We start from the raw sequence: 21,447 nt of genomic DNA on the forward strand, positions 1-21,447 counted from the left end.
CTATTGCTGCGCCAAGTTCTTACCAAGGCGATACAAGAACTCCAGTCCGTCGTACAGCGACTTGACACGGATATGTTCGTTGAGCCCATGGATGCCGTTCCCTTCGGCGCCGGCAAACATGCCGCTCACGCCATACGTCCAGATCCCGGCATTGTTCAGGTAGCGTCCGTCGGTGGTGGCCACCGACATCGTCGGGACCACAGGCACGCCCGGCCACATATCGTTGGTAATGAGCTCGACGGCATTCATGATGGCGGGCGTCATCGGGGGCGGCGGCGACAACACGGCCTCGCCCATCGGGGTGATCTTGATCTTATCGTCGGCCAGCACGCGCACGAGCGTATCGCGCACGGCATCGACCGATTCCCCCGGCAGTACCCGGCAGTTGACCACAGCGCGGGCACGCTGCGGCAAAGCGTTGGTCGCGTGCCCGGCGTCGACCATTGTCGCCACACACGTGGTGCGCACCGTGGAGTTGTGCTCGGGACTGATGGTGTACAGGCGCTCCATCGCGTCACGGTCTGGCGGATCGCGCAGGATGGCCTTCATGTCGGCGGCGGTCTGTCCGGTTTCGATCTTCGACATGCGTTCATAAAAAAGACGGGTCGTGGGCGACAGCGTGAACGGAAAGTCGAACTTTCCCAGCCGCGACAGGCCGTCCGCCAGGTGATAGATCGCATTATCGCGCGGCGCGCGCGCACTATGGCCACCGGGGTTGGTCACTTCCAGCTGATAGCTCTGGAATACGCGCTCGCCCACCTGGATGCCGTGGCGAACCGGCTTCTCGTTCTTGTCGAGCAAGCCGCTGCCGCCTTCGTTCAAGGCCAACTCGGCGTCGATGAGATTGCGGTGGTGCTTCAGCAGATATTCGAGGCCGTCGAACCTGGACGGGATAATCTCTTCGTCGCAGGTCAGCGCCAGGATGATGTCGCGCCTGGCGGCCAGATGCTCGCGCTTGTAGCGAATCATGTTTGCCACGAACACGGCGGCCATCGCCTTGTCGTCCGAAGACCCCCGGGCATAAAACACGCCGTTCTCTTCGATGAGCTTGAAGGGGTCGCGCACCCAGTCAGCGCGCTTTGCTTCCACGACGTCGACGTGCGCCAGTAACAGCAATGGCTTGCTCGCGCCGTTGCCCTTCAGGCGAGCGACCAGATTGCCCTTGGTCGGACCGCCGGGCGGCACGATAATTTGCATCTCGGAATCGCTGTAGCCACCGGCTTTCAGCCGCGCCGCCATTGCCGTCACCGCGATGGTGCAGCTCCCGGCGGAATCGGTCGTATTGATTTCCACCAGTTCCTGGTAGATTTCACGCAACTGCTTTTGTTCGGGGGTGAGCGGCGCGGTTTGCGCATGGCTGCTGGCTGAAACGATCGACCCCATCAGCAGCACGGCAATTCCAATTCCTGGAAATTTCATTTTGCTTCCTCAGGTGAGATGCAACGGCGCCGACGAAAAGCCAGCGAGGAAATGAACTTATCTCAACCTCACCGTTATTGCAATTAAATTAATTATTTTGCAGGAAGCGCGTTGCCAAACTGCTGCGCCAGGCTGTGATACAGCGGCGATCGGCACACCAGCCTGGACGCGGCGCTGGCGATCACCGAGGCGCTCATCAGCGGCATCAGCATCTGGTGGCTGTTGGTCATCTCCAGCATGATGATGAAGGACGTGACAGGGGCGCGGGTCACGCCCGACAGATAGGCCGCCATCACCATCAGCACCACCGCGCTGTGGCTGCCCAGCTGGGGCATCAGCGCCGCCAGGTTGTCGCCAAAGCCGGCGCCCACCGCGAGCGACGGCGCGAAGATTCCGCCCGCAATACCGCTCGCCGAGGTCAGCAAGGTCGCGGCGAATTTGGCGGCGCCGAAATACCACGGCAGCGCCGCGTTCGCTTCGAGCATCGTGCGGGTCGTTTCATAGCCGGTGCCGAACGCCAGGCCGCCGGACGCGATGCCGATGACGGCGACCAGCAGACCGCACAGCGCGGCAAAATGCAGGCGGCGCTCGCGCATCAGGGCGGCGGCGCGCGCCGGCAGGCGCACCGTGCAGGCGAGCATCAGGCGACTGAACACGCCGCCCGCAAGACCGCCAGCCAGGCCGCATACCAGCACGGCCATCACGCCCGACGGCCACGCCAGGGTGGCGGCGCTCGATCCGAAGTAAGTGTAATTGCCCAGCACCGCCAGCGATATCAGGCCGGACAGGATCACCGTCACCAGGGTCGAGCTGTTGCCGTTGAAGACGTGCTTCTTGCTCAGTTCCTCGATCGCGAACATGATGCCGGCCAGCGGCGTGTTGAAGGCGGCCGCGATACCGGCCGCGCCGCCGGCGGTGATCAGGATGCGGCGCATCCGCGCGCCCTGGAACGGCCCCTTGCGGTAGAACGCATGCATGATCGAGGCGCCGATCTGCACCGTCGGGCCTTCACGTCCGACCGAGGCGCCCAGCACCAGCGCAGCCAGGGTCAGCAGCGACTTGCCGGCGGCGATGCGCAGCGACAGCAGATGGCTGGTTTTGGCCTCGCCCTCTTCCTCGATCGCGGCGATGGTTTGCGGTATGCCGCTGCCCTGGGCGCCGGGGAAGTAGCGCCGCGTCAGCCAGGCGATCAGCACGAAGCCGGCGGGCATATAGATCAGCGGAGCGAAGCGCCAGGCGGCGGTCAGGACGGCGTTCAGGCGGCCGGCGCGTTCGCTGCCCAGCGCCAGCCCGACCGCCATCGCGCCGACCAGCAGGGGCCCGAGCGTCCAGGCGGCGCCGCGGTGCCACAGGCGAAGGGCGCGGTCGATGCTGCGGCGGCTGAACGGTGAGAACATGGAGGGCGCGGCTTGCGCCCGCGGCTGAAATGGATTCGGACGATTATATTACATTTGTCCAAATGTATTTCAGCGGTGCGATGAAAATGGGGACTCTGCGTCCCCGTCGCTTACGCCGCCGGCAATTCGAAGACGGCCATCGATTCGACGTGAGAGGTGTGCGGGAACATGTTCACCACCCCCGCCTTCTTCAGCACGTAGCCGGCTTCGTGCGTCAGGATGCCGGCGTCGCGCGCCAGCGTCGACGGGCTGCACGAGACATACACGATCCGCTCCGGCAGCATCTCGGGATGGCTGGCGCGCAGGCCGGCAAGCGCCTGCGACAGCGCCATCGCGCCATCGCGCGGCGGGTCGATCAGCATGCGGTCGAACTTGCCCAGCGCGACCAGGTCCTCGGTCGTCACTTCGAACAGGTTGCGCGTCTCGAAGGTCGTCTTGTCGGACAGGCCATTCTTTTTCGCGTTGTCGAGCGCGCGCTCGGTCAGCGCGGTGCTGCCCTCGATGCCGACCACTTCGCGCGCACGCGTCGCCAGCGGCAAGGTGAAGTTGCCCAGGCCGCAGAACAGGTCGGCCACGCGGTGCTGCGGTTGCACGTCGAGCAGGCGCAGCGCGCTCGAGACCAGCACGCGGTTGATGTGGTGGTTCACCTGGGTGAAGTCGACCGGCTTGAACGGCATCTTGACGCCAAATTCGGGCAGCGTGTAGAACAGTTCCTTGTCGAGCGGATAATACGGCGCGACCGTCTCCGGCCCCTTGGTCTGCAGCCACCACTGGATGTTCCACTGGTCGGCAAAGGCCTTGAGCAAGGTCTCGTCGGCCGGCGACAAAGGCGCCATGATGCGCAGCACCAGCGCGGTGACGCCCTCGCCCACCGCCACTTCGATCTGCGGCACCTTGTCGAAGATCGACAGCGATCCGATCAGCGCGCGCAGCGGCAGCAGCATGGCGTCCACGTGCGGCGGCAGGATCTTGCACTCGCTCATGTCGGCGACGAACGCCGAGCGTTTCTCATGGAAGCCGACCAGCACCGTGTCCTTCTTGACCACGTGGCGCACCGACAGGCGCGAGCGGTAGCGGTAGCCCCACGTCGGCCCGTGCATCGGGCGCATGATGGTCTCGGACTTGACCTTGCTGATATGCCAGAGGTTGTCCTCCAGGACGCGCTGCTTCATTGCGACCTGCGCCGACGGCTCCAGGTGCTGCATCGAGCAGCCGCCGCAGTTGTCGAAATGCGCGCACTTGGGGGTCACGCGCATCGACGACTCGCGGTGCAGTTCGGTCATGCGCGCCGCTTCCCAGTTCTTCTTTTTCTTGAACGTCAGGAAGCTCACGCGCTCGCCCGGCAAGGCGCCTTCGACGAACACCACCTTGCCCGGCGAACCGTCTTCGTTCTCGATGTGGCCGACGCCGCGCGCGTCCATGTCGAGGGATTTGATGTCAATCTGCATATCTGGCATAAAGGAAAATAGCGGCCGCATACCGGCGCCGGCGGGTGAATGTTCGGGGAAATAGTCGGTCGATGCGGGCGTTTCAGCCCGGGCGCATCATAACAAGGAATCGCGCACCACGCCACGGGCGGCCATCGCCCGCTTCAGCTTGACCAGCGCTTCCTGCTGGATCTGGCGCACCCGCTCGCGCGTGACGCCCATCTCCTCGGCCAGGGTTTCCAGCGTGGCCGGATCGTCGTTGTCGAGGCCGAAGCGGCGCATCACGACAATGCGCTGCTTGTCGGGCAGCTTGGTGAGCCAGTCGCGCACCAGCACGGTCATCTCGTGGTGCTCGGCGCGCGCGTCGGGGCTGTCGTCGGCCTCGCCGGGCAGCATGTCCATCAGGCTCGACTGCGGATCGTTGTCGAGCGGGGCGTCGAGCGAGGTGGCGTGCTCGGACAGCGCGAGGATGTCCTGCACCTCCTCGACCGGCCGGCTGACCAGGTGGGCGATATCCTCGGCGGTGGCGTCCTTGCCGTTGTGGTGCTGGGCCTCGAGGTGGTATTTGGCGCGCAGCACCTGGTTCAGCTCGCGCACCATGTGCACCGGCAATCTCACCGTGCGCGCCTGGTTCATGATGGCGCGCTCGATGCTCTGGCGGATCCACCAGGTCGCGTAGGTCGAAAACCGGAAGCCGCGCTCGGGCTCGAACTTGTCGATCGCGCGCATCAGGCCGATGTTGCCCTCCTCGATCATGTCGAGCAGGACCACGCCGCGGTTGATGTAGTGCTTGGCGATCGACACCACCAGCCGCAGGTTGTGCTCGATCATGGTCTGGCGCGCGGAAAAGTCGCCGCATTTGGCCAGGGTGGCGAAGTGGACTTCCTGGGGCGCCGTCAGCAGCGGCCGGGTGCCGATCTGGTTCAGGTAATGCTGGGTGGTGTCGGTCGACAGTTCGGCCGCCAGCACCTTTTTCAGCTCGTCGACGCTGGCCAGCACCACTTCCGGATGGGGTGCCTCCTGGGTGTCGGAGTCGGCGCCCTCGTCCGGATCGCTCATGGTTTCGTCCAGCGGCCCATCCGGCAGTTCGTCCGGGCCCGAGTCGTCTTCCAGCTGGTGCGGCGGATGTGTCATGGGCGCTTCATGGCATGAACTTTAACGGTTTGGCAGGAACCTCGACGGATCGACCGGCTTGCCCTGCTGGCGTATTTCAAAGTGCAGCTTGACCGAATCGGAATCGGAGTCGCCCATTTCGGCGATCTTCTCTCCCTTGTTGACGGTCTGGCCTTCCTTGACCACGATGGTGCGATTGTGGGCATAGGCCGACAACAAGCTGTTGCTATGCTTGACGATGACTAGATTACCATAACCGCGGATGCCGGAGCCCGCGTACATTACTTTTCCGGCGCCTGCGGCCATCACTTGCTGGCCGGGCTTGCCTGCGATGTCGATGCCCTTGTTCTTGCCTTCGTCGAAAGTGGCGACGATCTTGCCGTCGGACGGCCACATCCAGCTGAGCTTCTCGTCGTCGTCGGCGCGCACGATGCTGCCCGGGGCGATGCCAGCCGACGGATTGGTCACGGCCGCCTTCTCCACCTTCGGCTCCGGGCGCGCGTCCGGCTTGCCGTCGTCGTCCTTTTTGGCGTCGGCCAGCGCGCTGTCGCTGTTCGACTTCTTCTCGCCGCGCGGGGCGGTCTTCTTCGGCGCCGCCGGACGGATTTCCGGCATCGTCACCGGCGCGGTCTGGATGGCGCCGGCCACGTGCTCGGGCGCGGTCAGGCGCAGCACCTGGTCGACCTTGATGTCGTCGGGATTGGCCAGGCGGTTCCAGGCCACCACGTCGCGGTAGTTCAGGCCGTGGTCGAGCGCGATGCGCAGCAAGGTGTCGCCGCGCCGGACGACGTAGCTGCCGCGCGCTTCCTCTTTCTGCTCGTCGGCGACGACCGGGGCGGGACGGGCCGCGACCGGCGCCGGGGCGCGGTCGATGATCGGCGCCCGGCGGCTCGCTGTGCTGCAGGCGCTGAGCAGGCAAACGGTGAGGGTCAGGAGGGCTAAGGGACTGGTTTGTTTCATTCTCATCATTGTGGGTATCGACGTTCTTGGGCTCAGACGGTGCCGGGACGCAGCGGCACGAAGTGGCAGCCTTCCAGCGTTTCACTCATCCATTCAGCCTTGCCGGTGCGGGTAATCAGTTGCAGGTGCTGTACCTGCGCGCCCACCGGCGCGACCAGCCGGCCGCCGATGGCGAGTTGTTCGAGCAGGGCGCGCGGCACTTCGAGGCCGGCTGCGGCCAATATGATACCGTCGAAAGGGGCGACCTGCGGCAGGCCAAGCATACCATCTCCGTAGTGCAAGCGCAGGTTAGCGATGCGCAGGGGCCGCAAATTGGCCTTGGCGAGCTCGTGCAGCGGCTTGATCCGCTCGATCGAATACACTTCCCGGGCCACGCAGGAGAGCACCGCGGCCTGGTAGCCGCAGCCGGTGCCGATCTCGAGCACGCGCTGCAGCGGCCCGTCGTTGCGCATCACTTCGATCATGCGCGCCACGATGTAGGGCTGGGAAATGGTCTGGTTGTGGCCGATCGGCAGCGAGGCGTCGATATAGGCCTGGGCCGACAGCGCCGGCTCGATGAAGGCGTGGCGCGGTACCGTTTCCAGCGCGCCCAGCACCACCCGGTCCTGCACGCCCTGCTTCGCCACCCGCAGCACCATGGCGCGGCGGATCGCGTCCGACACCATCAGGTCGGGCCGCGGCGCGGCGGGCGCGGCCGGCTGCGAGCGCTGCAGCGCGTCGCTGTGCGACTTCGACGGCGCCGCGCTCGCTTTCGGCGCCACGTAGGGCGTATGCACGGCGTTGCGGGTGGCCGTCTGCGGCGTGGCCACGCGCGCCGGCGCGTAGCCTTCGCGCTTGCGGTCGGCCGCGCCGGTCACCGACGACAGCGGCAAGGGGAAGGTGCTGTTCTTCGGCTCTTTCATGCCAGCTCCCCGGCCAGCTGGGCCAGCTGGGTCTTGTGGGTCAGGTCGACCTGCAGCGGCGTGACCGAGACCAGGCCGTTGGCCGTGGCGTGGAAATCGGTGCCCTCGCCGGCATCGCGGGTCGCGCCCGGCGGGCCGATCCAGAAGATTTCGCGCCCGCGCGGATCCTGGGCGCGGATCACCGGCTCGGCCTGGTGGCGCCGGCCGAGCCGGGTCGCGGTGACCTTGCCCAGCTGTTCGTAGGGCAGGCACGGGATGTTCACGTTCAGCAGCCAGGGCGATTGCAGCGCGTCGAAGCGGCGCAGCACGATTTCGCGCGCCACCCGCGCGGCGGCGTCGAGGTGAGCCCAGCCGTGCTCGGCCTGAGAGAAGGCGATCGCCGGGATGCCGAACAGGAAACCTTCGGTGGCGGCGGCGACGGTGCCGGAATACAGGGTGTCGTCGCCCATGTTGGGGCCGTTGTTGATGCCCGAGACGATCAGGTCGGGGCGGTAGTCGAGCATGCCGGTGAGGGCCACGTGCACGCAGTCGGTCGGCGTGCCGTTGACGAAATAGAAACCGTTGGCCGCCTGCGTTACCGACAGGGGGCGGTCGAGCGACAGAGAATTCGAGGCGCCCGAGCGGTTGCTGTCGGGAGCGACCACCACGATGTCGGCGACCGGCGCGAGCGCTTCGGCCAGGGCGTTGATACCGGGGGCGAGATAGCCGTCGTCATTGCTGATAAGTATTCTCATGCGGCAATTTTACCTGAAGCTGGGGCCGCATCGACTGTAAAGATTGGGGGTCTGGTCCTGCGGACCTGCCCCCAATTTCGGCTTAGCGTTGGCTTGTGAATGAAAATGGGGACTCGGCGTCCCCGTCGCTCCGCAGGACCAGCCCCCTTCTCCGCTGCACGCCGTGGCCGGTCAGCCGCCCTTCGCTTCCATCAGCGCCCCTTCCAGCGACGCCACCTCGGCCTCGCCGTACGCGATGCGCGCGTCCTTGTCGCCCTGCATGTCGTACACCTGGCGGATCAGCGCACCTCCGCGCCGCCGCAAGTGCGGCGCCACGCTGGGCCGCAGCACGATCTTGCCCAGGCTGTCGGCCAGCTCGCGCGCTTCGGCGTCCCGCTGGTTGTCGATCAGGTGCTCGAGCTCCGCGAGCCTGAGTTCGAGGCTGTCGGGATCGGCGCCGCGCAGCTCGCGAAACGGCTGGCGCATCGCGGCCGGGACCGATTCGGCTTCATGCGGGCCGGCCGACAGCGCCGCCTGAGGGCGCGGCCCGCCCCCTTGCGCGCAGGCGGGGCCCGATTCGTCCTGCTGTCCCAGGCGCGCAGCAAGGCGCCGCTCGACGCTGGCCGCCTGCGGCGGCTCGACGCCGAAACGGCGCCGGTAGGAACGCGCCAACGCGGCATCGACTTCCTGCACGCCCTTGACGTCGCACTGGTCGGCCAAAATGTCGGCCAGCGCTTCGAGCGCCTGCAAGGTGTCGGGATGGTCGGCGCCGGCATGGCGCTCGCGCGCCCTCACCACGCCCTCCTGCAGCTTGCGCCCGTTGGCCAGGTCGCCCAGGCGCCGCAACACCAGCGCCAGCTGCTGGGTGCAGCGCAGGGTGTCGTCGTGCTCGGCGCCGAGCAGGCGTTCGCGCCCGATCAGCACCCGTTCGTATTTCATGCGCGCGAGCGTGAGCTTGCCGGCGCGCGCCAGCGTGCCCGCCTGCGCGTCCAGGCTGGCCAGGGTCATCGCGTGGTCCGGGCCGAAGCGCCGCTCCCAGGCCGCGCCCAGTTCTTCGTGCAGTTCGAGTGCGGCCGCAAAGTCGTTCAGGTCGGCCAGGGTGGCGGCCAGTTCGCCGCGCACCGCCAGGGTTTCCGGGTGGCCGGCGCCAAGCAGGCGCAGGCAGTCCTGCTCCAGCAGCTCATACAGGAATTTGGCTTCGTGCAGCTTGCCGGTCTGGCGCAGCAAGCCGGCAAGGCTGGCGCGGCTGGCGCGCGTATCGGCATGGTCGGGGCCTAGCAGGCGTTCGCGCAAGTCCGTGCTCTCCTTGAAGCATTCCTGCGCCTGGCGCTCCCTGCCCTGCCTGCGATACAGTTCGCCCAGTCGGCGCAGGTCGCCGGCCAGCGGCACCGACACCGCGGTGGAGATGCCGTCGGCCGACAGCGCGCGCGCGACGCCGACGCGCCCGAGCAGGCCGACTTCGGCGTGCGACTGCCACGGGAAATGGCCGTCGGCCACCCAGTCGAGCAGGGTCTCGAAGGTGCGCGCCAGCGAAAAGCGGTCGCCTTCGCGTCCGGCGCATTCGGCTAGCGTCTCGCCGCTGGCCATGGCGTTGGTCTGCTGCAGCTGCACTTCGTCCAGATAGCTGTCGAGCGAGATCCGGCTCACGCCGTAGGCCTCGCGCAGCAGCTTTTCCAGCGCGCGCTGATAGCCGCCGCCCTTGACGGCATCGCCGCGGCGCCATTGCAGGCGGCGCTCGCAGTCGGCGCTGTCGATCGAGCATGGCACCGGGTAGACCAGCAGCGGGCGCTGTTCGTCCTCGTGGCTGCAACGGTATTCGATGGCGCGATTGACCACGCCGCACATGCCTTCCAGGCTGCGCTGGTTCGGCGTGAACAGGGCCACCAGCTTGCGCGGCAACAGCGTGGTGCAGATGCTGACGGCGGCCGAACGCCCGCTGCGCGCGTCAACCATGACGTGGCGGAAGCGCCGCGCCATATGCTCGCCAAAGCAGCGGAACAGGGCCGGGCAGGCGGCGAACAGGCCGTCCCAGTCCATCGCGCCGGCGCGCTCGCCGTAGCTGCCGTCGAAGCGGCCGGCGCGCATCAGGTACAGCGGGCGGCTCTGGTCGACCCGCGCGACGAACGGCTCCCAGTCGACCGCTTCGAGCACGGCGCGGGCCAGGCGCTCGTCGTCGCGGGCGCACTCGGCCTGGCTGCGCACCAGCATCTCGAGGTGCTCCTTCAGCGCCGCGAAATATTCGAGCAGGCCGGGACCGTCGCCGCCGGCGCCGAAGGCATGGTGCAGGCCGGGCGACTCGGTGTCCCAGTCGATCATCAGTACCGGCACGGTGGCGTTGTTGCCCCCGGCCAGCAGCACGGCCATGTTTGCCAGCGCGCTGCTGCGCGCCGTTCCGCTCTCGAATGAATAGAACGTGGTCACGTCGCCGGGAGCGGGTATCGGCGGCAATGTAATGCGGTTGATTTCCATAAGACTCCTTTTATTTTTTTGGGAACGAGACTTCCGGCGGGTCGCGCCATTCTGGTGGGACAGCGGGAAGCACGAATTGGTTGCAATCGTGTCCGGAGAGCGTGCACTTTTTTAGAATCTGGTAGTGCTGCACGATGCGATCGACGATCTTCGCGATATCGGGGAGAAAATCCAGGTTCGCTTTCAGGTCCGGCGTGGCCATCGTGAAACGCGAGAAGTCCACGTACATGCCGGACTCGGTGATCTGCGCGGGCAGTCCGTCCGGGTGGCGCGTCATCACCACCGGGATGATCAGGTGGCCAGGCAGGTCGTAGTGGCGGCGCCGCTCCTCTTCGAGCTTTTGCATGGCGGCGTATTCGCGGCGGGTGTAGGCATGGGCCTCATACTTCGGCGTGTAGATCATGATCATCGCCACGCTCTCGCACATGGCGCGGGCGATCTTGCGGTCGATGTCGTCGCCGCCGCCAAGCTGCTCGTGGTCGACGAACAGTTCGTCCTCGCGGTCGAAGTGCGGCTCGAGATAGCAGCGCAGCGCATCGGCCAGCGAGGTCTTGAAGCGGGTCATCAGGTCGTATTTGCCTTGGGCGTAACTGAAGAAACAGCCGTAGCGAATTGCCATATCGACCTCCCCGTGAACAAACAGCCAACTGCGCACCAAGGACTGTAACAAGCTCATCCATTGCCACCTTGCGTCGGCGCAAATGGCCCGGAGCGGGCATAATGAAAAATCAAACGATCGTACTTTTTCAAACATCACAAGCGGAGACGGCAATGAAAGCGGTGGTATGCAAAGCGTGGGGCCTGCCCGACACACTGGAAGTGCAGGAGTTGCCCGACCTGGCGCCGGGACCGGGCCAGGTGGCGATCGACGTGAAAGCGGCCGGGGTGAATTTCCCCGACGTGCTGATCATCCAGGGCAAGTACCAGGTGAAGCCTCCTTTGCCGTTCACGCCTGGCAATGAGCTGGCCGGCGTGGTGCGCGCGGTCGGCGACGGTGTCGCGCACGTCAAGGTGGGCGACAAGGTGATCGCCTTCACCCAGCTGGGCGCCTTCGCCGAACAGGTGGTGGCGCCGGCGCAGGCCGTGATGCCGATGCCGCCGGGGATGGATTTCGACACGGCGGCGGCGATCACCCTCACCTACGGCACCTCGCATCACGCGGTGGTGGACCGGGCCGCGCTGAAGGCCGGCGAGACCATGCTGGTGCTGGGCGCGGCCGGCGGGGTCGGACTGGCGGCGATCGAGATCGGCAAGGCGCTGGGCGCGCGCGTGATCGCGGCCGCGTCGAGCGAGGACAAGCTGGCGGTGTGCCGCGCGCACGGGGCCGACGCCACCATCAATTACAGTGCGGGCGACCTGCGCGAGGCGATCAAGGAAGCCACCGGCGGCAAGGGGCCGGACGTGATCTACGATCCAGTCGGCGGCGCGTACGCGGAGCCGGCGTTCCGCTCGATCGCCTGGCGCGGGCGCTACCTGGTGGTGGGGTTCGCCAACGGCGAGATTCCGAAGCTGCCGTTCAACCTGATGCTGCTGAAAGGCGCCTCGGTGGTGGGGGTGTTCTGGGGCGACTTCGTGCGCAAGGAGCCGAAGGCGAACCTGGCGGCGATGCACCAGCTGCTAGGGTGGCTGGGCGAAGGCAAGATCCGGCCGCTCATTTCGAAGCGTTATCCGCTGGCCGATACGCACCTCGCGCTCGAGGACATGGCGGCGCGCAAGGTGACGGGGAAAGTGGTGATCGTGCCGTAAATCGGGACTCGGGGTCCGCGTCGTTCCGCAGGACCAGACCCCGGCGGTGAATTATTTTTTGGGCAGGAAGGCCGTGCCGAGCACGCCGTTGTCGAAGCCGGTCGCGGCATCGCCGGTCGAGGCGTAGCGGTACAGCACGGCTGAATAGATGCCGGTCAGCGCGCTGTGAAACAGCAGGGTCGCCAGCACGGCAAAAACCGTCAGCACGATCATCAGCAGCGCCAGCACGGGCAGCTTGAATACGGCGATGAAGACGGCAATCGCGATACCGCCCGCGGCGATCAGCCCCAATTGGATGATGCTGAACGCGATTCCCAGCCCGGCCTGGCCGGCGACGTTCTCGCCCCAGGTGCGCTTGAACATGCCGGCGCTCTCCTTGACCGAGGCGATCGCGCCGGCGTCGCGCGCGACCAGCACCGGCACTACGAGGAAGGTGGCGAGGGTCCAGCCGGCGCCAACCAGGGCGGTGATCCAGCGGCCGAGGAAGCCGACCCGCTCCTCGATTGCGCGCAGGATCATGCCGACCGTGGCGGCGATGACCGCGTAGCCGAGGATGGCGCCGAAACGCGAATTGGCGATCCGCAGGCCATCCTTCACGGTCGGGGCGCCGCCGTCGAGGCGCATCAGCACGCAGCCGACCAGCGCGGCGTTGCAGTAGAAGATGACGAAATACTGGACCACGTAGAACAGGAAGGCGGCCGAATACAGCACCGGGGTGACGTCAGATTCGCTGCGGATGCCGTCGAACGCGCCCATGCCGAACAGCGGCAGCGCGAAACAGGCCAGGACCATCACGAGCGCAACGCCGGATATCAGCGGGAAAACCAGCAAATGGCGGTCGGCCTTGAGCACCGTGGCGCTGGCCTTGAGCAAATCGAAACTGCGGGTGATGCGGTTGAACATGGTGGCTCCTGTCCGGATCGATGGGGCCGCAAGTTGCCTTGCGGAACAGCCTGGACAGTATCACAAGATTGACGAATTGGCACCTTGATTTGGGGCAGAGATGGGGGGGTCGGCACGACCAGCCCCCATTCGAATTACTGCGGCGGCTTGAAGAAGTCGATGACGTCCTTCTGCACCCGGGTGCGCTTGAACGGCGGCAGGCTTTGCCACACGCGCTTGCCGTACGACTTGGAGATGAGCCGCGGATCGCAGATCATCAGCACGCCGCGGTCGGTCTCGTCGCGGATCAGGCGCCCTGCCCCCTGCTTGAGGTTGATGATCGCCTCCGGCAGGGTGTGGTGCATGAAGCCGTTCATGCCCTGCTTTTCCATCACGTCGATGCGCGCGGCCAGCACCGGATCGTCCGGCGGCGCGAACGGCAGCTTGTCGATGATCACCAGGGACAGCGCCTCGCCGCGCACGTCGACGCCCTCCCAGAAGCTCTGGCTGCCCACCAGCACGGCGTTGCCGGCGTTGCGGAACGAGTCGAGCAGCTCGGTGCGCCCGCGCTCGCCCTGCACGAACAGCGGGTACTCGAGGCCGCGGTCGGCGAATTCCTTGCGCAATCGCTCGGCCACATGCTTGACCGCGCGAATCGTGGTGCACAGGAAGAAGGTGCGCCCGCCGGCCGCCTCGATCACCGGCAGCGCGCAGTCGATAACCGCGTCGGTGTAGCCCATCGCGTTCGGATCGGGCAGCCCGGTCGGCACATACAGGATGCCCTGCTGCTCGTAGTTGAAGGGACTCGGCCAGGTCTGCGCCGCCTCCCCCGCCAGGCCCATCTGGTCGGTGAAATGCTTGAAGTCGTTCTTCACCGCCAGCGTGGCCGAGGTGAAGATCCAGCTGCGCGGCGTGCCTTCGCGCTGGTTGTTGAAGATGGGCGCGATCGACAGCGGCGTCTTGTGCAGCTGCAGCGACGAGGCGAACGCTTCGACCCACAGCACGGCGTCGTCGCCCTCGACCATCTTGCCCTTGCCATCGGGCTTCCAGCCGTCCAGCGCCTGGCCCAATTCGACCGCGCGCACCCGGCACTGCTCGATGGTTTCGGCGCGCGCCGACTGGTCTTCCAGCACCTCGATCATCTCGGCCAGCTTTTCCTTGACCGTCTCGAGCGCCGGGAAGAATGGCGAGGACGCCGCGATCTGCGCCAGCGACATGCGCACGATGTCCTGCGGGAAGGTCAGGCGCAGGTCGCGGGCGGCCTTTTCGACCGCGGTGACGACCTTGGCCCAGTCCGGCCCCCCGCGCGCGTGCGCGAGGCCCTCGGCCAGCACGTCGCGGCACAGCTCGAGGATCTGCGAGGTCGACACGGTCTGGCCGAAGAACAGCGTGGCGGTGTCGGGCAGCTGGTGCGCCTCGTCGAAGATGATGGTGTTGGCCGACGGCAGCAGCTCGGCCACGCCGGTGTCTTTCAGCGCCACGTCGGCGAAGAACAGGTGGTGGTTGACCACCACCACGTCGGCCTGCTGGGCCTCGCGGCGCGCCTTCATGACGAAGCAGTCCTGGTAATACTGGCACTCGGCGCCGACGCAGTTTTCGCGGGTCGACGTCACCAGGTTCCAGATGGTGGCGTTCTCGGGCACCTTGGACAGCTCGGCCTTGTCGCCCGAACTGGTCATCTTGATGAAGCGCGAGATCTCGCGCAGGTGGCCGACGTCGTCGCGCGAGGTCATGCGGCCGTTCTGCATGGTGCGCTCGAGGTTGTAGTGGCAGACGTAGTTCGAGCGGCCCTTGAGCAGTGCGATCGAGACCGGCGCGCGCAAGGCGGCGCGCACGGTCGGGATGTCGCGCAGGAACAACTGGTCCTGCAGGTTCTTGGTGCCGGTCGAGACGATGGTCTTGCCGCCCCACATCAGCGCCGGCACCAGGTAGGCGAAGGTCTTGCCCGTGCCGGTGCCCGCCTCGGCGATGAGGGTCTTCTGGTCGGCGATGGCCTGGGCAATCGCCTTGGCCATCTCGGTCTGCGAGCGGCGCGGGGAAAAACTGCCGACCGCGGGCGCGAGCGGGCCGCCGGCACTGAACAGGCGGTCGATCTCGGCGTCGAATTTGCCGACCGGCTGGGAGCCCTGATCAGCGGCGCCGGGAAGCTGTTCGCCGGGCGCCTGGTTGGAATCGGTCAAAATGGAGTGTCAGTGAAGCGAAGACGGATCAGGCCGGAACATCCGGCACCAATTGCATTTTCAACAGGGTGATATGGTCTTTCAGCTGCAGCTTGCGCTTTTTCAGGCGCCGCAGCTGCAACTGGTCGTGGTGGCCATCGAGCACCAGCATATCTATGACCGCATCGAGGTCGCGATGTTCCACGTCGAGTTCGACGAGGCGGCGCTGGATTTCCTGGACATCTGGCATAGTGTGTTGTTCTCTACAGATTTTTACAATTCCCTTTCGAGAGAAAGCGTGGAAACGCCTACAATCGAGCGCAGTAATTAGTTACCGCTTGCAACATTCGGTGGAATCAGTGCATAGTTTAATCTACCCAGACGTTGCCGCCAACATAGATATGAATTCATACAAGATCGAAGCCGGAACAGCGCAACATATTGGAAACCGGCCGCAGCAGAACGACCGGGCCGCCGTATTTTCCGGCTCTCGCGCGCCGGGCTACATGCTGGCGGTGCTGGCCGACGGCGTGACCGGCGGCGCGGCCGCCTCCGAGCAGGTGCTGCACACGGCCAAGCTGCTGTTCGACGAATTCAAGCCGGGCGACGCCCCCAGCGTGGAACGCCTGTCCGGCCTGCTGCGCGAGATCGTCCACGAGACCCACCTGGTGATCAAGCTCAACGCCGTGGCCACCGGGACCGAGCAGCATTGCACGTTTGCCGCGCTGATCGTCACGCCGGCCGGCCAGGCGGTGTGGGCGCATGTCGGCGATTCGCGCGTGTACCGCTTCCAGAAGGCCGAGTGCAAGATGCGCACCGGCGACGCCGGCTACATCGACTACCTGATGGAAACGGACCGGCTGCCGGCCGAGGCGGCGCGCAACCATCGCCATTCCAAGCTGCTGGTCAACGTGCTGGGCAACAGCCGCAAGGAGCCCTTCGTGGCGATCGGTAGCCATGAGGCGCTGAAGGCGGGCGATATCTTCCTGCTGTGCACCGACGGCCTGTGGCATTTCTTCACCGACGCCGAACTGGGCGCGGTGCTGGCGAAAAATTCGCCGCGGCAGGCGTCCGAGATGCTGATCAACAAGGCGGGCGAACGGGCCCAGGGCAAGGGCGGCAACTGCACGATGGCGATCGTCAAGCTGGTCGCGCCGCCGAAAGAGGCGCCTAACTACAAGGTGCAGAAGATGGGCCGCGCGGTCTGATGTTGGGGTCAGGTCCGCCGGACCTGACCCCGCAGTTGAAGCTGCCGCCAGCACATTCGCGTCATCGTTTTCGACCGCGACAAAACCGGGACTAGGCGTCCCCGTCGCTCCGCCGGACCTGACCCCATGTTCGTTACTTCGCCTCCGCAGCTTTCTCTTTCTCTTTTTCCTGCTTCTTCTCTTCAACCTTGCGCTGGCGCCGTTCCGACTCCGCCTTGCGCTTCTCGTAGGCTTCCACATTGGCCGCGCGCTTCGCGGCGCCCGCCCGCTCCTCGGCCTCGATCCGCTTCACCTTCGCCGTGTGTTCGGCGGCGCGGTCCACCTTCGCCGGCGGCCTGGGCGGCGCATCGGGCGGCGGCTGGTACGGCGGCGCCGGCGGCTGGGCCGCTATCCTGGCCTCCTGTTCCTTGAACTCCTGCTCCGCCTTCGCCATCGCCTTGTCGCGTTCATCGACCCTGGCCTGGCGCTGGTAGCGTTCGGCCTCGTTCTCGATCGCGTGCAGCGCGGCGAGCGCGGTGCGGCGCTTCTCGCGCGCCTTGTCGAGGCAGTTATTGACTAGGAATTTGGTATAGCACTGCTGCTCGCTGACGGCAAATTCGGCTTCGGCTCTCGCGCGCTCGCGCGCGGCCAGCGCCAGCTTACCCTGGGCTTCGGCCACCGAATGGCTGGGCGGCGCCAACGGCGGCGGCGGCGAAGGCTTGACCGACGCGCAGCCGGCCAGCGCCAGCAGCACCATCAACAATGAAATCTGCCTGGTCATCGTAGTCTTCCCCCTGTTATGCAATCGCGTCGGCCGCGTCGCGCCGCGCCGACTCCATGTATTCGCGCGACTGCATTTCAATGATACGCGAGACGGTGCGGTGAAACTCGTTCGCCAGCATGCCTTCGGTGTACAGGTCCTCGGGCTCGACCTCGGCCGACATCAGCAGCTTGACCTTGTGGTCGTAGAACACGTCCACCAGCCAGGTGAAGCGGCGCGCCTCGGACGACTGGCCGGCCGACATCGCCGGGATCGACGACAGGATCACGGTGTGGAAGCGGCTGGCGATTTCTAGGTAGTCGTTCTGCGAGCGCGGACCGCCGCACAGGGTGGCGAAGTCGAACCAGATGATGCCGCCGGCCCGGCGCAAGGCGCGGATCTCGCGCTGCTCGATATGCACGCGCGGGTCTTCGTCGGCCGTCTCGGCGATCTTGGCGTAGGCCGTGCGCAGCGCCTGGTCGGCCGCGGCGCCGAGCGGCGTGTAATACGAATCGACCTGCTCGAGCGCGCGCTTGCGGTAGTCCACGCCGGCGTCCACGTTCATCACGTCGAGCTTTTCCTTGAGCAGCGCGATGGTCGGCAGCATGCGGTCGCGGTGCAGCCCGTCCGGGTACAGCAGGTCCGGGTCGTAGTTCGACGTCATGATGAAGGAGACGCCGTTGTCGAACAGGGCTTTGAGCAGGTTATACAGGATCATCGCGTCGGCGATGTCGGAGACGTGGAATTCGTCGAAGCAGATCAGGCGGTACTTCTTGGCGATGCGGCGCGCGACTTCGTCGAGCGGATCTGCCACGCCCTTGAGCTCATCGAGCTGGCGGTGCACGCCGCGCATGAATTCGTGGAAGTGCAGGCGCGTCTTGCGCACCACCGGCACCACCGAGTAAAAGCTGTCCATCAAAAACGACTTGCCGCGCCCCACCCCGCCCCACAGGTAGACGCCGCGCGGGACGTCCGGCCGGTTGATCAGGCGCTTGAAGCTGGACGAGCGGCGGCCCTTGTACTCGACCCATTCGTCGTAGGCGCGCTGAAGCCGGTCCACCGCGCGCTGCTGCGCCTCGTCGGACTTGTAGCCGCGCTGGGCCAGCGAATGTTGGTAAAACTCTTGGACGTTCATGGATCTGCGGTATAAAACAAAACGGGCCGGCTTGTGGCCGGCCCGCTGAGGGAACTACAATCAGAAGTTCAGCGAACGCTTGTCGACGGCAAGCATGGCTTCCTTGGTCGATTCGGACAGCGACGGGTGAGCGTGGCAGATGCGCGCGATGTCTTCCGACGAAGCGCGGAACTCCATCGCGACGACCGCTTCCGAAATCAGTTCGGAGGCCATCGGGCCGACGATGTGCACGCCCAGGATTTCATCGGTCGTCGCATCGGCCAGCACCTTGACCATGCCGGAGGTGTCGCCCAGCGCGCGCGCGCGGCCGTTCGCCATGAACGGGAAGGTGCCCGCCTTGTAGGCCGTGCCGGCCGCTTTGAGCTGCTGCTCGGTCTGGCCAACCCACGCGATTTCCGGCGAGGTGTAGATCACCCACGGGATCGTGTTGAAGTTGGTGTGGCCGTGCTGGCCGGCGATGCGCTCGGCAACCGCCACGCCCTCTTCCTCGGCCTTGTGCGCCAGCATCGGGCCGCGCACCACGTCGCCCACCGCCCACACGTTCGGCAGGCTGGTCTTGCAGTCGTCGTCCACGGCGATGAAGCCGCGCTCGTCTAACTTCAGGCCGACCGATTCGGCGTTCAGGCCATTGGTGTTCGGGACGCGGCCGATCGAGATGATCAGCTTGTCGAATTCGGCGGTCTGCTCGGCGCCGGAAGCGTCGGCATAAGCCACGGTGACCTTGTCGCCGCTCGGCGTGATCTGGCCGATCTTGCAGCCCAGGCTGATCTTCAGGCCCTGCTTGGTAAACAGCTTGTGCGCTTCCTTGGCGATCTGCTCGTCGACCGCGCCCAGGAAGGTCGGCAGGCCTTCCAGCACGGTGACGTCGGAACCCAGGCGGCGCCATACGCTGCCCATTTCCAGGCCGATCACGCCGGCGCCGATCACGCCCAGCTTGGCCGGCACGGCGTCGATCGCCAGTGCGCCAGTGTTCGACAGGATCAGCTTCTCATCGAACGGTGCGCCCGGCAGTTCGCGTGCGTTCGAACCGGTTGCGACGACGACGTGCTTGGCGGTCAGGGTTTCGGCATTCGCGCCGGTGACGCTGACCGAGTAGCCGCCTTCCGCGGTGCCGGCGAATGCGCCGCGGCCGTGGAAGAAGGTGACCTTGTTCTTCTTGAACAGATACAGGATGCCTTCGTTGTTCTGTTTGACGACGGTGTCCTTGCGCTTCAACATCTGCGGCAGGTTCAGCGACAGGCCGGCGACGTCGATGCCGTGCTCCTTGAAGCTGTGGCCGGCGTGCTCGAAATGCTCGGACGATTGCAGCATCGCCTTCGACGGGATGCAGCCGACGTTGGTGCAGGTGCCGCCTGGTGCGGGACCGCCCTTGGCGTTGGCCCATTCATCGATACAGGCGACGGAAAAACCCAGTTGCGCGGCGCGGATCGCGGCGATGTAGCCGCCAGGTCCGGCGCCGATCACGACGACGTCAAATTGTTTGCTCATTGTTTGATATTCCTAGTTTTATTCTTCGGGGACGAAAATCCACAGCAGCAGGTAGATCAAGAGGCCAAAGCCGAAGGTGACGGTAAACAGCACGAACACCAGGCGCCAGATCCACGACTCCATGCCGGACGCCTTGGCGAGGCCGCCACAGACGCCACCGAGCCAGCGGTCGGTGCGCGAGCGGCGCAATGCGCCAATCTCGCTGGCGAAGTCGCTGCCGGGCGCCGTCTTGTTCAGGTCCACGCCGGCGCCAAGCACCTTGGCCTTGGCCTGCTCATACTCGGCATCAGACAGCGCGCCGGCCTGGTGCAGTTCGTGCAAACGCTTGATTTCATCGGAGACACTCATTACGACCACCTCTCAAAAACATGGTTGGCACGCGCTGCGGGCAGCGCGCTAAGGACGACCGGTTACAGGTCCAGCAGCAGGCGCGATGGATCTTCCAGCGTTTCCTTCATCGTGACCAGGCCCAGGACGGCTTCGCGGCCGTCGATGATGCGGTGGTCGTACGACATCGCCAGGTAGTTCATCGGACGCACCACGATCTGGCCGTTTTCGACGACGGCGCGGTCCTTGGTCGCGTGCACGCCCAGGATGGCCGACTGCGGCGGGTTGATGATCGGGGTCGACAGCATCGAGCCGAAGGTGCCGCCGTTCGAGATCGAGAAGGTGCCGCCGGTCAGGTCGTCCAGGGTCAGCTTGCCTTCCTTGGCCTTGGCGCCGAATTCACCGATCTTCTTTTCGATGTCGGCGATCGACATCTGGTCGGCATTGCGCAGGATAGGCACCACCAGGCCGCGCGGCGAACCGACCGCGATACCGATGTCGAAGTAGCCGTGGTAGACGATGTCGTTGCCATCGACCGAAGCGTTGATGATCGGGTACTTCTTCAACGCGGCGACGGCGGCCTTGACGAAGAAGGACATGAAGCCCAGCTTGACGCCGTGCTCTTTCTCGAACTTGTCCTTGTACTTGTTGCGCAGGTCGATCACCGGCTGCATGTTCACTTCATTGAACGTGGTCAGGATCGCGTTGGTCGACTGCGACTGCACCAGGCGCTCGGCGATGCGGGCGCGCAGGCGGCTCATCGGCACGCGCTCTTCCGGACGGTCGCCCAGGCTGGCGATGGCCGGTGCGGCGACCTGCTGCAGCGCAGGCTTCGATGCCACGACGGTCAGCGGCGTCGGAGCGGCAGGCTTGACGCCGGCGGCGACGGCGCTGAGCGCATCGCCCTTGGTGACGCGGCCGTCCTTGCCGGTGCCGGTGACCTGGCTGGTCGTCATGGAAGCTTCCGACAGGATCTTGGCGGCGGCCGGCATGGCGATGTCGCCTTTCGACGCTGGCGATGGGGAATCGACGGCAGGCGCCGGCGCGTTCGGGGTGGCGACAGCCTTTACTTCCAGCGGGCTCACTTGCGCCGACGCTTCGGTGTCGATGATGGCGATGACTTCGCCAGCGACCACGGTGCTGCCGTCGCCCTTGATGATCTGGACGATGGTGCCCGCTGCCGGCGCCGGCAGTTCAAGGACCACTTTGTCGGTCTCGATGTCGATCAGGTTTTCGTCGCGCGCGACTGGCTCGCCGACTTTCTTGTGCCATGAAAGCATGGTCGCTTCGGCTACCGACTCCGACAGTTGTGGGACCTTGACTTCGATTTGTGCCATGAAAAAACTCCGTATTCTGTTTTGGG

19 protein-coding genes are annotated in these 21,447 nt (G+C 65.7%); 2 read left to right on the top strand and 17 right to left on the bottom strand.

The window, feature by feature from the left end; translation table 11 throughout:
* From Q4S45_RS12715 to Q4S45_RS12755, 9 genes are all read right to left on the bottom strand, one after another.
* Entirely contained in the window at positions 1–1,419 is a 1,419-nt protein-coding gene (locus tag Q4S45_RS12715) for a M20/M25/M40 family metallo-hydrolase (RefSeq protein ID WP_305504694.1), read from the bottom strand.
* 92 nt (positions 1,420–1,511) lie between these two features.
* Entirely contained in the window at positions 1,512–2,816 is a 1,305-nt protein-coding gene (locus tag Q4S45_RS12720) for a chloride channel protein (RefSeq protein ID WP_305504696.1), read from the bottom strand.
* A 110-nt stretch (positions 2,817–2,926) separates the two neighbouring features.
* Positions 2,927–4,273 (bottom strand): 23S rRNA (uracil(1939)-C(5))-methyltransferase RlmD, encoded by a 1,347-nt coding sequence (gene rlmD / locus Q4S45_RS12725; protein WP_305504698.1) that lies wholly within the window; start codon positions 4,271–4,273, stop codon positions 2,927–2,929.
* An 87-nt stretch (positions 4,274–4,360) separates the two neighbouring features.
* Complete coding sequence (gene rpoS, locus Q4S45_RS12730) at positions 4,361–5,377, bottom strand: RNA polymerase sigma factor RpoS (protein ID WP_305504700.1); 1,017 nt, start codon at positions 5,375–5,377, stop codon at positions 4,361–4,363.
* A gap of 21 nt (positions 5,378–5,398) precedes the next feature.
* Positions 5,399–6,316, bottom strand: a complete 918-nt coding sequence (locus Q4S45_RS12735) for a peptidoglycan DD-metalloendopeptidase family protein (RefSeq protein WP_305504702.1) — start codon at positions 6,314–6,316, stop codon at positions 5,399–5,401.
* 32 nt (positions 6,317–6,348) lie between these two features.
* Positions 6,349–7,218: a protein-L-isoaspartate(D-aspartate) O-methyltransferase gene (locus tag Q4S45_RS12740; RefSeq protein WP_305504704.1), complete on the bottom strand. Its 870-nt coding sequence runs from the start codon at positions 7,216–7,218 to the stop codon at positions 6,349–6,351.
* Positions 7,215–7,952, bottom strand: coding sequence for a 5'/3'-nucleotidase SurE (gene surE, locus Q4S45_RS12745; RefSeq protein ID WP_305504706.1), 738 nt, complete (start codon positions 7,950–7,952; stop codon positions 7,215–7,217). The genes Q4S45_RS12740 and surE overlap by 4 nt, the downstream gene beginning before the upstream one ends.
* Positions 7,953–8,123: 171 nt before the next feature.
* The gene (locus Q4S45_RS12750; protein WP_305504708.1) at positions 8,124–10,400 is read right to left on the bottom strand and encodes a tetratricopeptide repeat protein; all 2,277 of its coding nucleotides are present in this window, start codon (positions 10,398–10,400) and stop codon (positions 8,124–8,126) included.
* 10 nt (positions 10,401–10,410) lie between these two features.
* Positions 10,411–11,019 (bottom strand): toll/interleukin-1 receptor domain-containing protein, encoded by a 609-nt coding sequence (locus Q4S45_RS12755; protein WP_305504710.1) that lies wholly within the window; start codon positions 11,017–11,019, stop codon positions 10,411–10,413.
* Between the two features lie 152 nt (positions 11,020–11,171).
* Here Q4S45_RS12755 and Q4S45_RS12760 point away from each other — a divergent pair, with 152 nt between their 5' ends.
* Positions 11,172–12,146, top strand: a complete 975-nt coding sequence (locus Q4S45_RS12760; protein WP_305504712.1) for an NADPH:quinone oxidoreductase family protein — start codon at positions 11,172–11,174, stop codon at positions 12,144–12,146.
* Between the two features lie 51 nt (positions 12,147–12,197).
* Here the strand turns inward: Q4S45_RS12760 and Q4S45_RS12765 are convergent, their stop codons facing one another.
* The 3 genes from Q4S45_RS12765 to Q4S45_RS12775 all read right to left on the bottom strand — a co-directional run bounded on the left by Q4S45_RS12765 (position 12,198) and on the right by Q4S45_RS12775 (position 15,437).
* Positions 12,198–13,049, bottom strand: a complete 852-nt coding sequence (locus tag Q4S45_RS12765; protein ID WP_305504714.1) for a DUF6159 family protein — start codon at positions 13,047–13,049, stop codon at positions 12,198–12,200.
* A 134-nt stretch (positions 13,050–13,183) separates the two neighbouring features.
* On the bottom strand, positions 13,184–15,121 hold the full coding sequence (locus Q4S45_RS12770; RefSeq protein ID WP_305512102.1) for an ATP-dependent DNA helicase: 1,938 nt from the start codon (positions 15,119–15,121) through the stop codon (positions 13,184–13,186).
* A gap of 115 nt (positions 15,122–15,236) precedes the next feature.
* Positions 15,237–15,437: a YdcH family protein gene (locus tag Q4S45_RS12775; RefSeq protein ID WP_305504716.1), complete on the bottom strand. Its 201-nt coding sequence runs from the start codon at positions 15,435–15,437 to the stop codon at positions 15,237–15,239.
* A 151-nt stretch (positions 15,438–15,588) separates the two neighbouring features.
* Here Q4S45_RS12775 and Q4S45_RS12780 point away from each other — a divergent pair, with 151 nt between their 5' ends.
* Positions 15,589–16,395: a PP2C family serine/threonine-protein phosphatase gene (locus tag Q4S45_RS12780; RefSeq protein ID WP_305504718.1), complete on the top strand. Its 807-nt coding sequence runs from the start codon at positions 15,589–15,591 to the stop codon at positions 16,393–16,395.
* Positions 16,396–16,528: 133 nt separating this feature from the next.
* Here the strand turns inward: Q4S45_RS12780 and Q4S45_RS12785 are convergent, their stop codons facing one another.
* From Q4S45_RS12785 to odhB, 5 genes are all read right to left on the bottom strand, one after another.
* Positions 16,529–17,155, bottom strand: a complete 627-nt coding sequence (locus Q4S45_RS12785; RefSeq protein WP_305504719.1) for a hypothetical protein — start codon at positions 17,153–17,155, stop codon at positions 16,529–16,531.
* A 16-nt stretch (positions 17,156–17,171) separates the two neighbouring features.
* A complete protein-coding gene (gene zapE, locus Q4S45_RS12790) occupies positions 17,172–18,269 on the bottom strand; it encodes a cell division protein ZapE (RefSeq protein ID WP_305504721.1) in 1,098 nt (365 codons plus the stop codon).
* A gap of 60 nt (positions 18,270–18,329) precedes the next feature.
* Entirely contained in the window at positions 18,330–19,757 is a 1,428-nt protein-coding gene (lpdA, locus tag Q4S45_RS12795; protein WP_305504723.1) for a dihydrolipoyl dehydrogenase, read from the bottom strand.
* 18 nt (positions 19,758–19,775) lie between these two features.
* Positions 19,776–20,105, bottom strand: coding sequence for a PspC domain-containing protein (locus tag Q4S45_RS12800; protein WP_305504725.1), 330 nt, complete (start codon positions 20,103–20,105; stop codon positions 19,776–19,778).
* A gap of 62 nt (positions 20,106–20,167) precedes the next feature.
* On the bottom strand, positions 20,168–21,421 hold the full coding sequence (gene odhB / locus Q4S45_RS12805) for a 2-oxoglutarate dehydrogenase complex dihydrolipoyllysine-residue succinyltransferase (protein WP_305504727.1): 1,254 nt from the start codon (positions 21,419–21,421) through the stop codon (positions 20,168–20,170).
* Between the last annotated feature and the right edge of the window lie 26 nt (positions 21,422–21,447).

The organism is Massilia sp. R2A-15 (assembly GCF_030704305.1).
In the GTDB taxonomy this organism is placed as follows: domain Bacteria; phylum Pseudomonadota; class Gammaproteobacteria; order Burkholderiales; family Burkholderiaceae_D; genus JAFCUW01.

Coding starts and splice junctions, on each gene's coding strand:
- Q4S45_RS12715 (WP_305504694.1), bottom strand. CDS start 1,419: ATGAAATTTCCAGGAATTGGAATTGCCGTGCTGCTGATGGGGTCGATC.
- Q4S45_RS12720 (WP_305504696.1), bottom strand. CDS start 2,816: ATGTTCTCACCGTTCAGCCGCCGCAGCATCGACCGCGCCCTTCGCCTG.
- rlmD (WP_305504698.1), bottom strand. CDS start 4,273: ATGCCAGATATGCAGATTGACATCAAATCCCTCGACATGGACGCGCGC.
- rpoS (WP_305504700.1), bottom strand. CDS start 5,377: ATGACACATCCGCCGCACCAGCTGGAAGACGACTCGGGCCCGGACGAA.
- Q4S45_RS12735 (WP_305504702.1), bottom strand. CDS start 6,316: ATGAAACAAACCAGTCCCTTAGCCCTCCTGACCCTCACCGTTTGCCTG.
- Q4S45_RS12740 (WP_305504704.1), bottom strand. CDS start 7,218: ATGAAAGAGCCGAAGAACAGCACCTTCCCCTTGCCGCTGTCGTCGGTG.
- surE (WP_305504706.1), bottom strand. CDS start 7,952: ATGAGAATACTTATCAGCAATGACGACGGCTATCTCGCCCCCGGTATC.
- Q4S45_RS12750 (WP_305504708.1), bottom strand. CDS start 10,400: ATGGAAATCAACCGCATTACATTGCCGCCGATACCCGCTCCCGGCGAC.
- Q4S45_RS12755 (WP_305504710.1), bottom strand. CDS start 11,019: ATGGCAATTCGCTACGGCTGTTTCTTCAGTTACGCCCAAGGCAAATAC.
- Q4S45_RS12760 (WP_305504712.1), top strand. CDS start 11,172: ATGAAAGCGGTGGTATGCAAAGCGTGGGGCCTGCCCGACACACTGGAA.
- Q4S45_RS12765 (WP_305504714.1), bottom strand. CDS start 13,049: ATGTTCAACCGCATCACCCGCAGTTTCGATTTGCTCAAGGCCAGCGCC.
- Q4S45_RS12775 (WP_305504716.1), bottom strand. CDS start 15,437: ATGCCAGATGTCCAGGAAATCCAGCGCCGCCTCGTCGAACTCGACGTG.
- Q4S45_RS12780 (WP_305504718.1), top strand. CDS start 15,589: ATGAATTCATACAAGATCGAAGCCGGAACAGCGCAACATATTGGAAAC.
- Q4S45_RS12785 (WP_305504719.1), bottom strand. CDS start 17,155: ATGACCAGGCAGATTTCATTGTTGATGGTGCTGCTGGCGCTGGCCGGC.
- zapE (WP_305504721.1), bottom strand. CDS start 18,269: ATGAACGTCCAAGAGTTTTACCAACATTCGCTGGCCCAGCGCGGCTAC.
- lpdA (WP_305504723.1), bottom strand. CDS start 19,757: ATGAGCAAACAATTTGACGTCGTCGTGATCGGCGCCGGACCTGGCGGC.
- Q4S45_RS12800 (WP_305504725.1), bottom strand. CDS start 20,105: ATGAGTGTCTCCGATGAAATCAAGCGTTTGCACGAACTGCACCAGGCC.
- odhB (WP_305504727.1), bottom strand. CDS start 21,421: ATGGCACAAATCGAAGTCAAGGTCCCACAACTGTCGGAGTCGGTAGCC.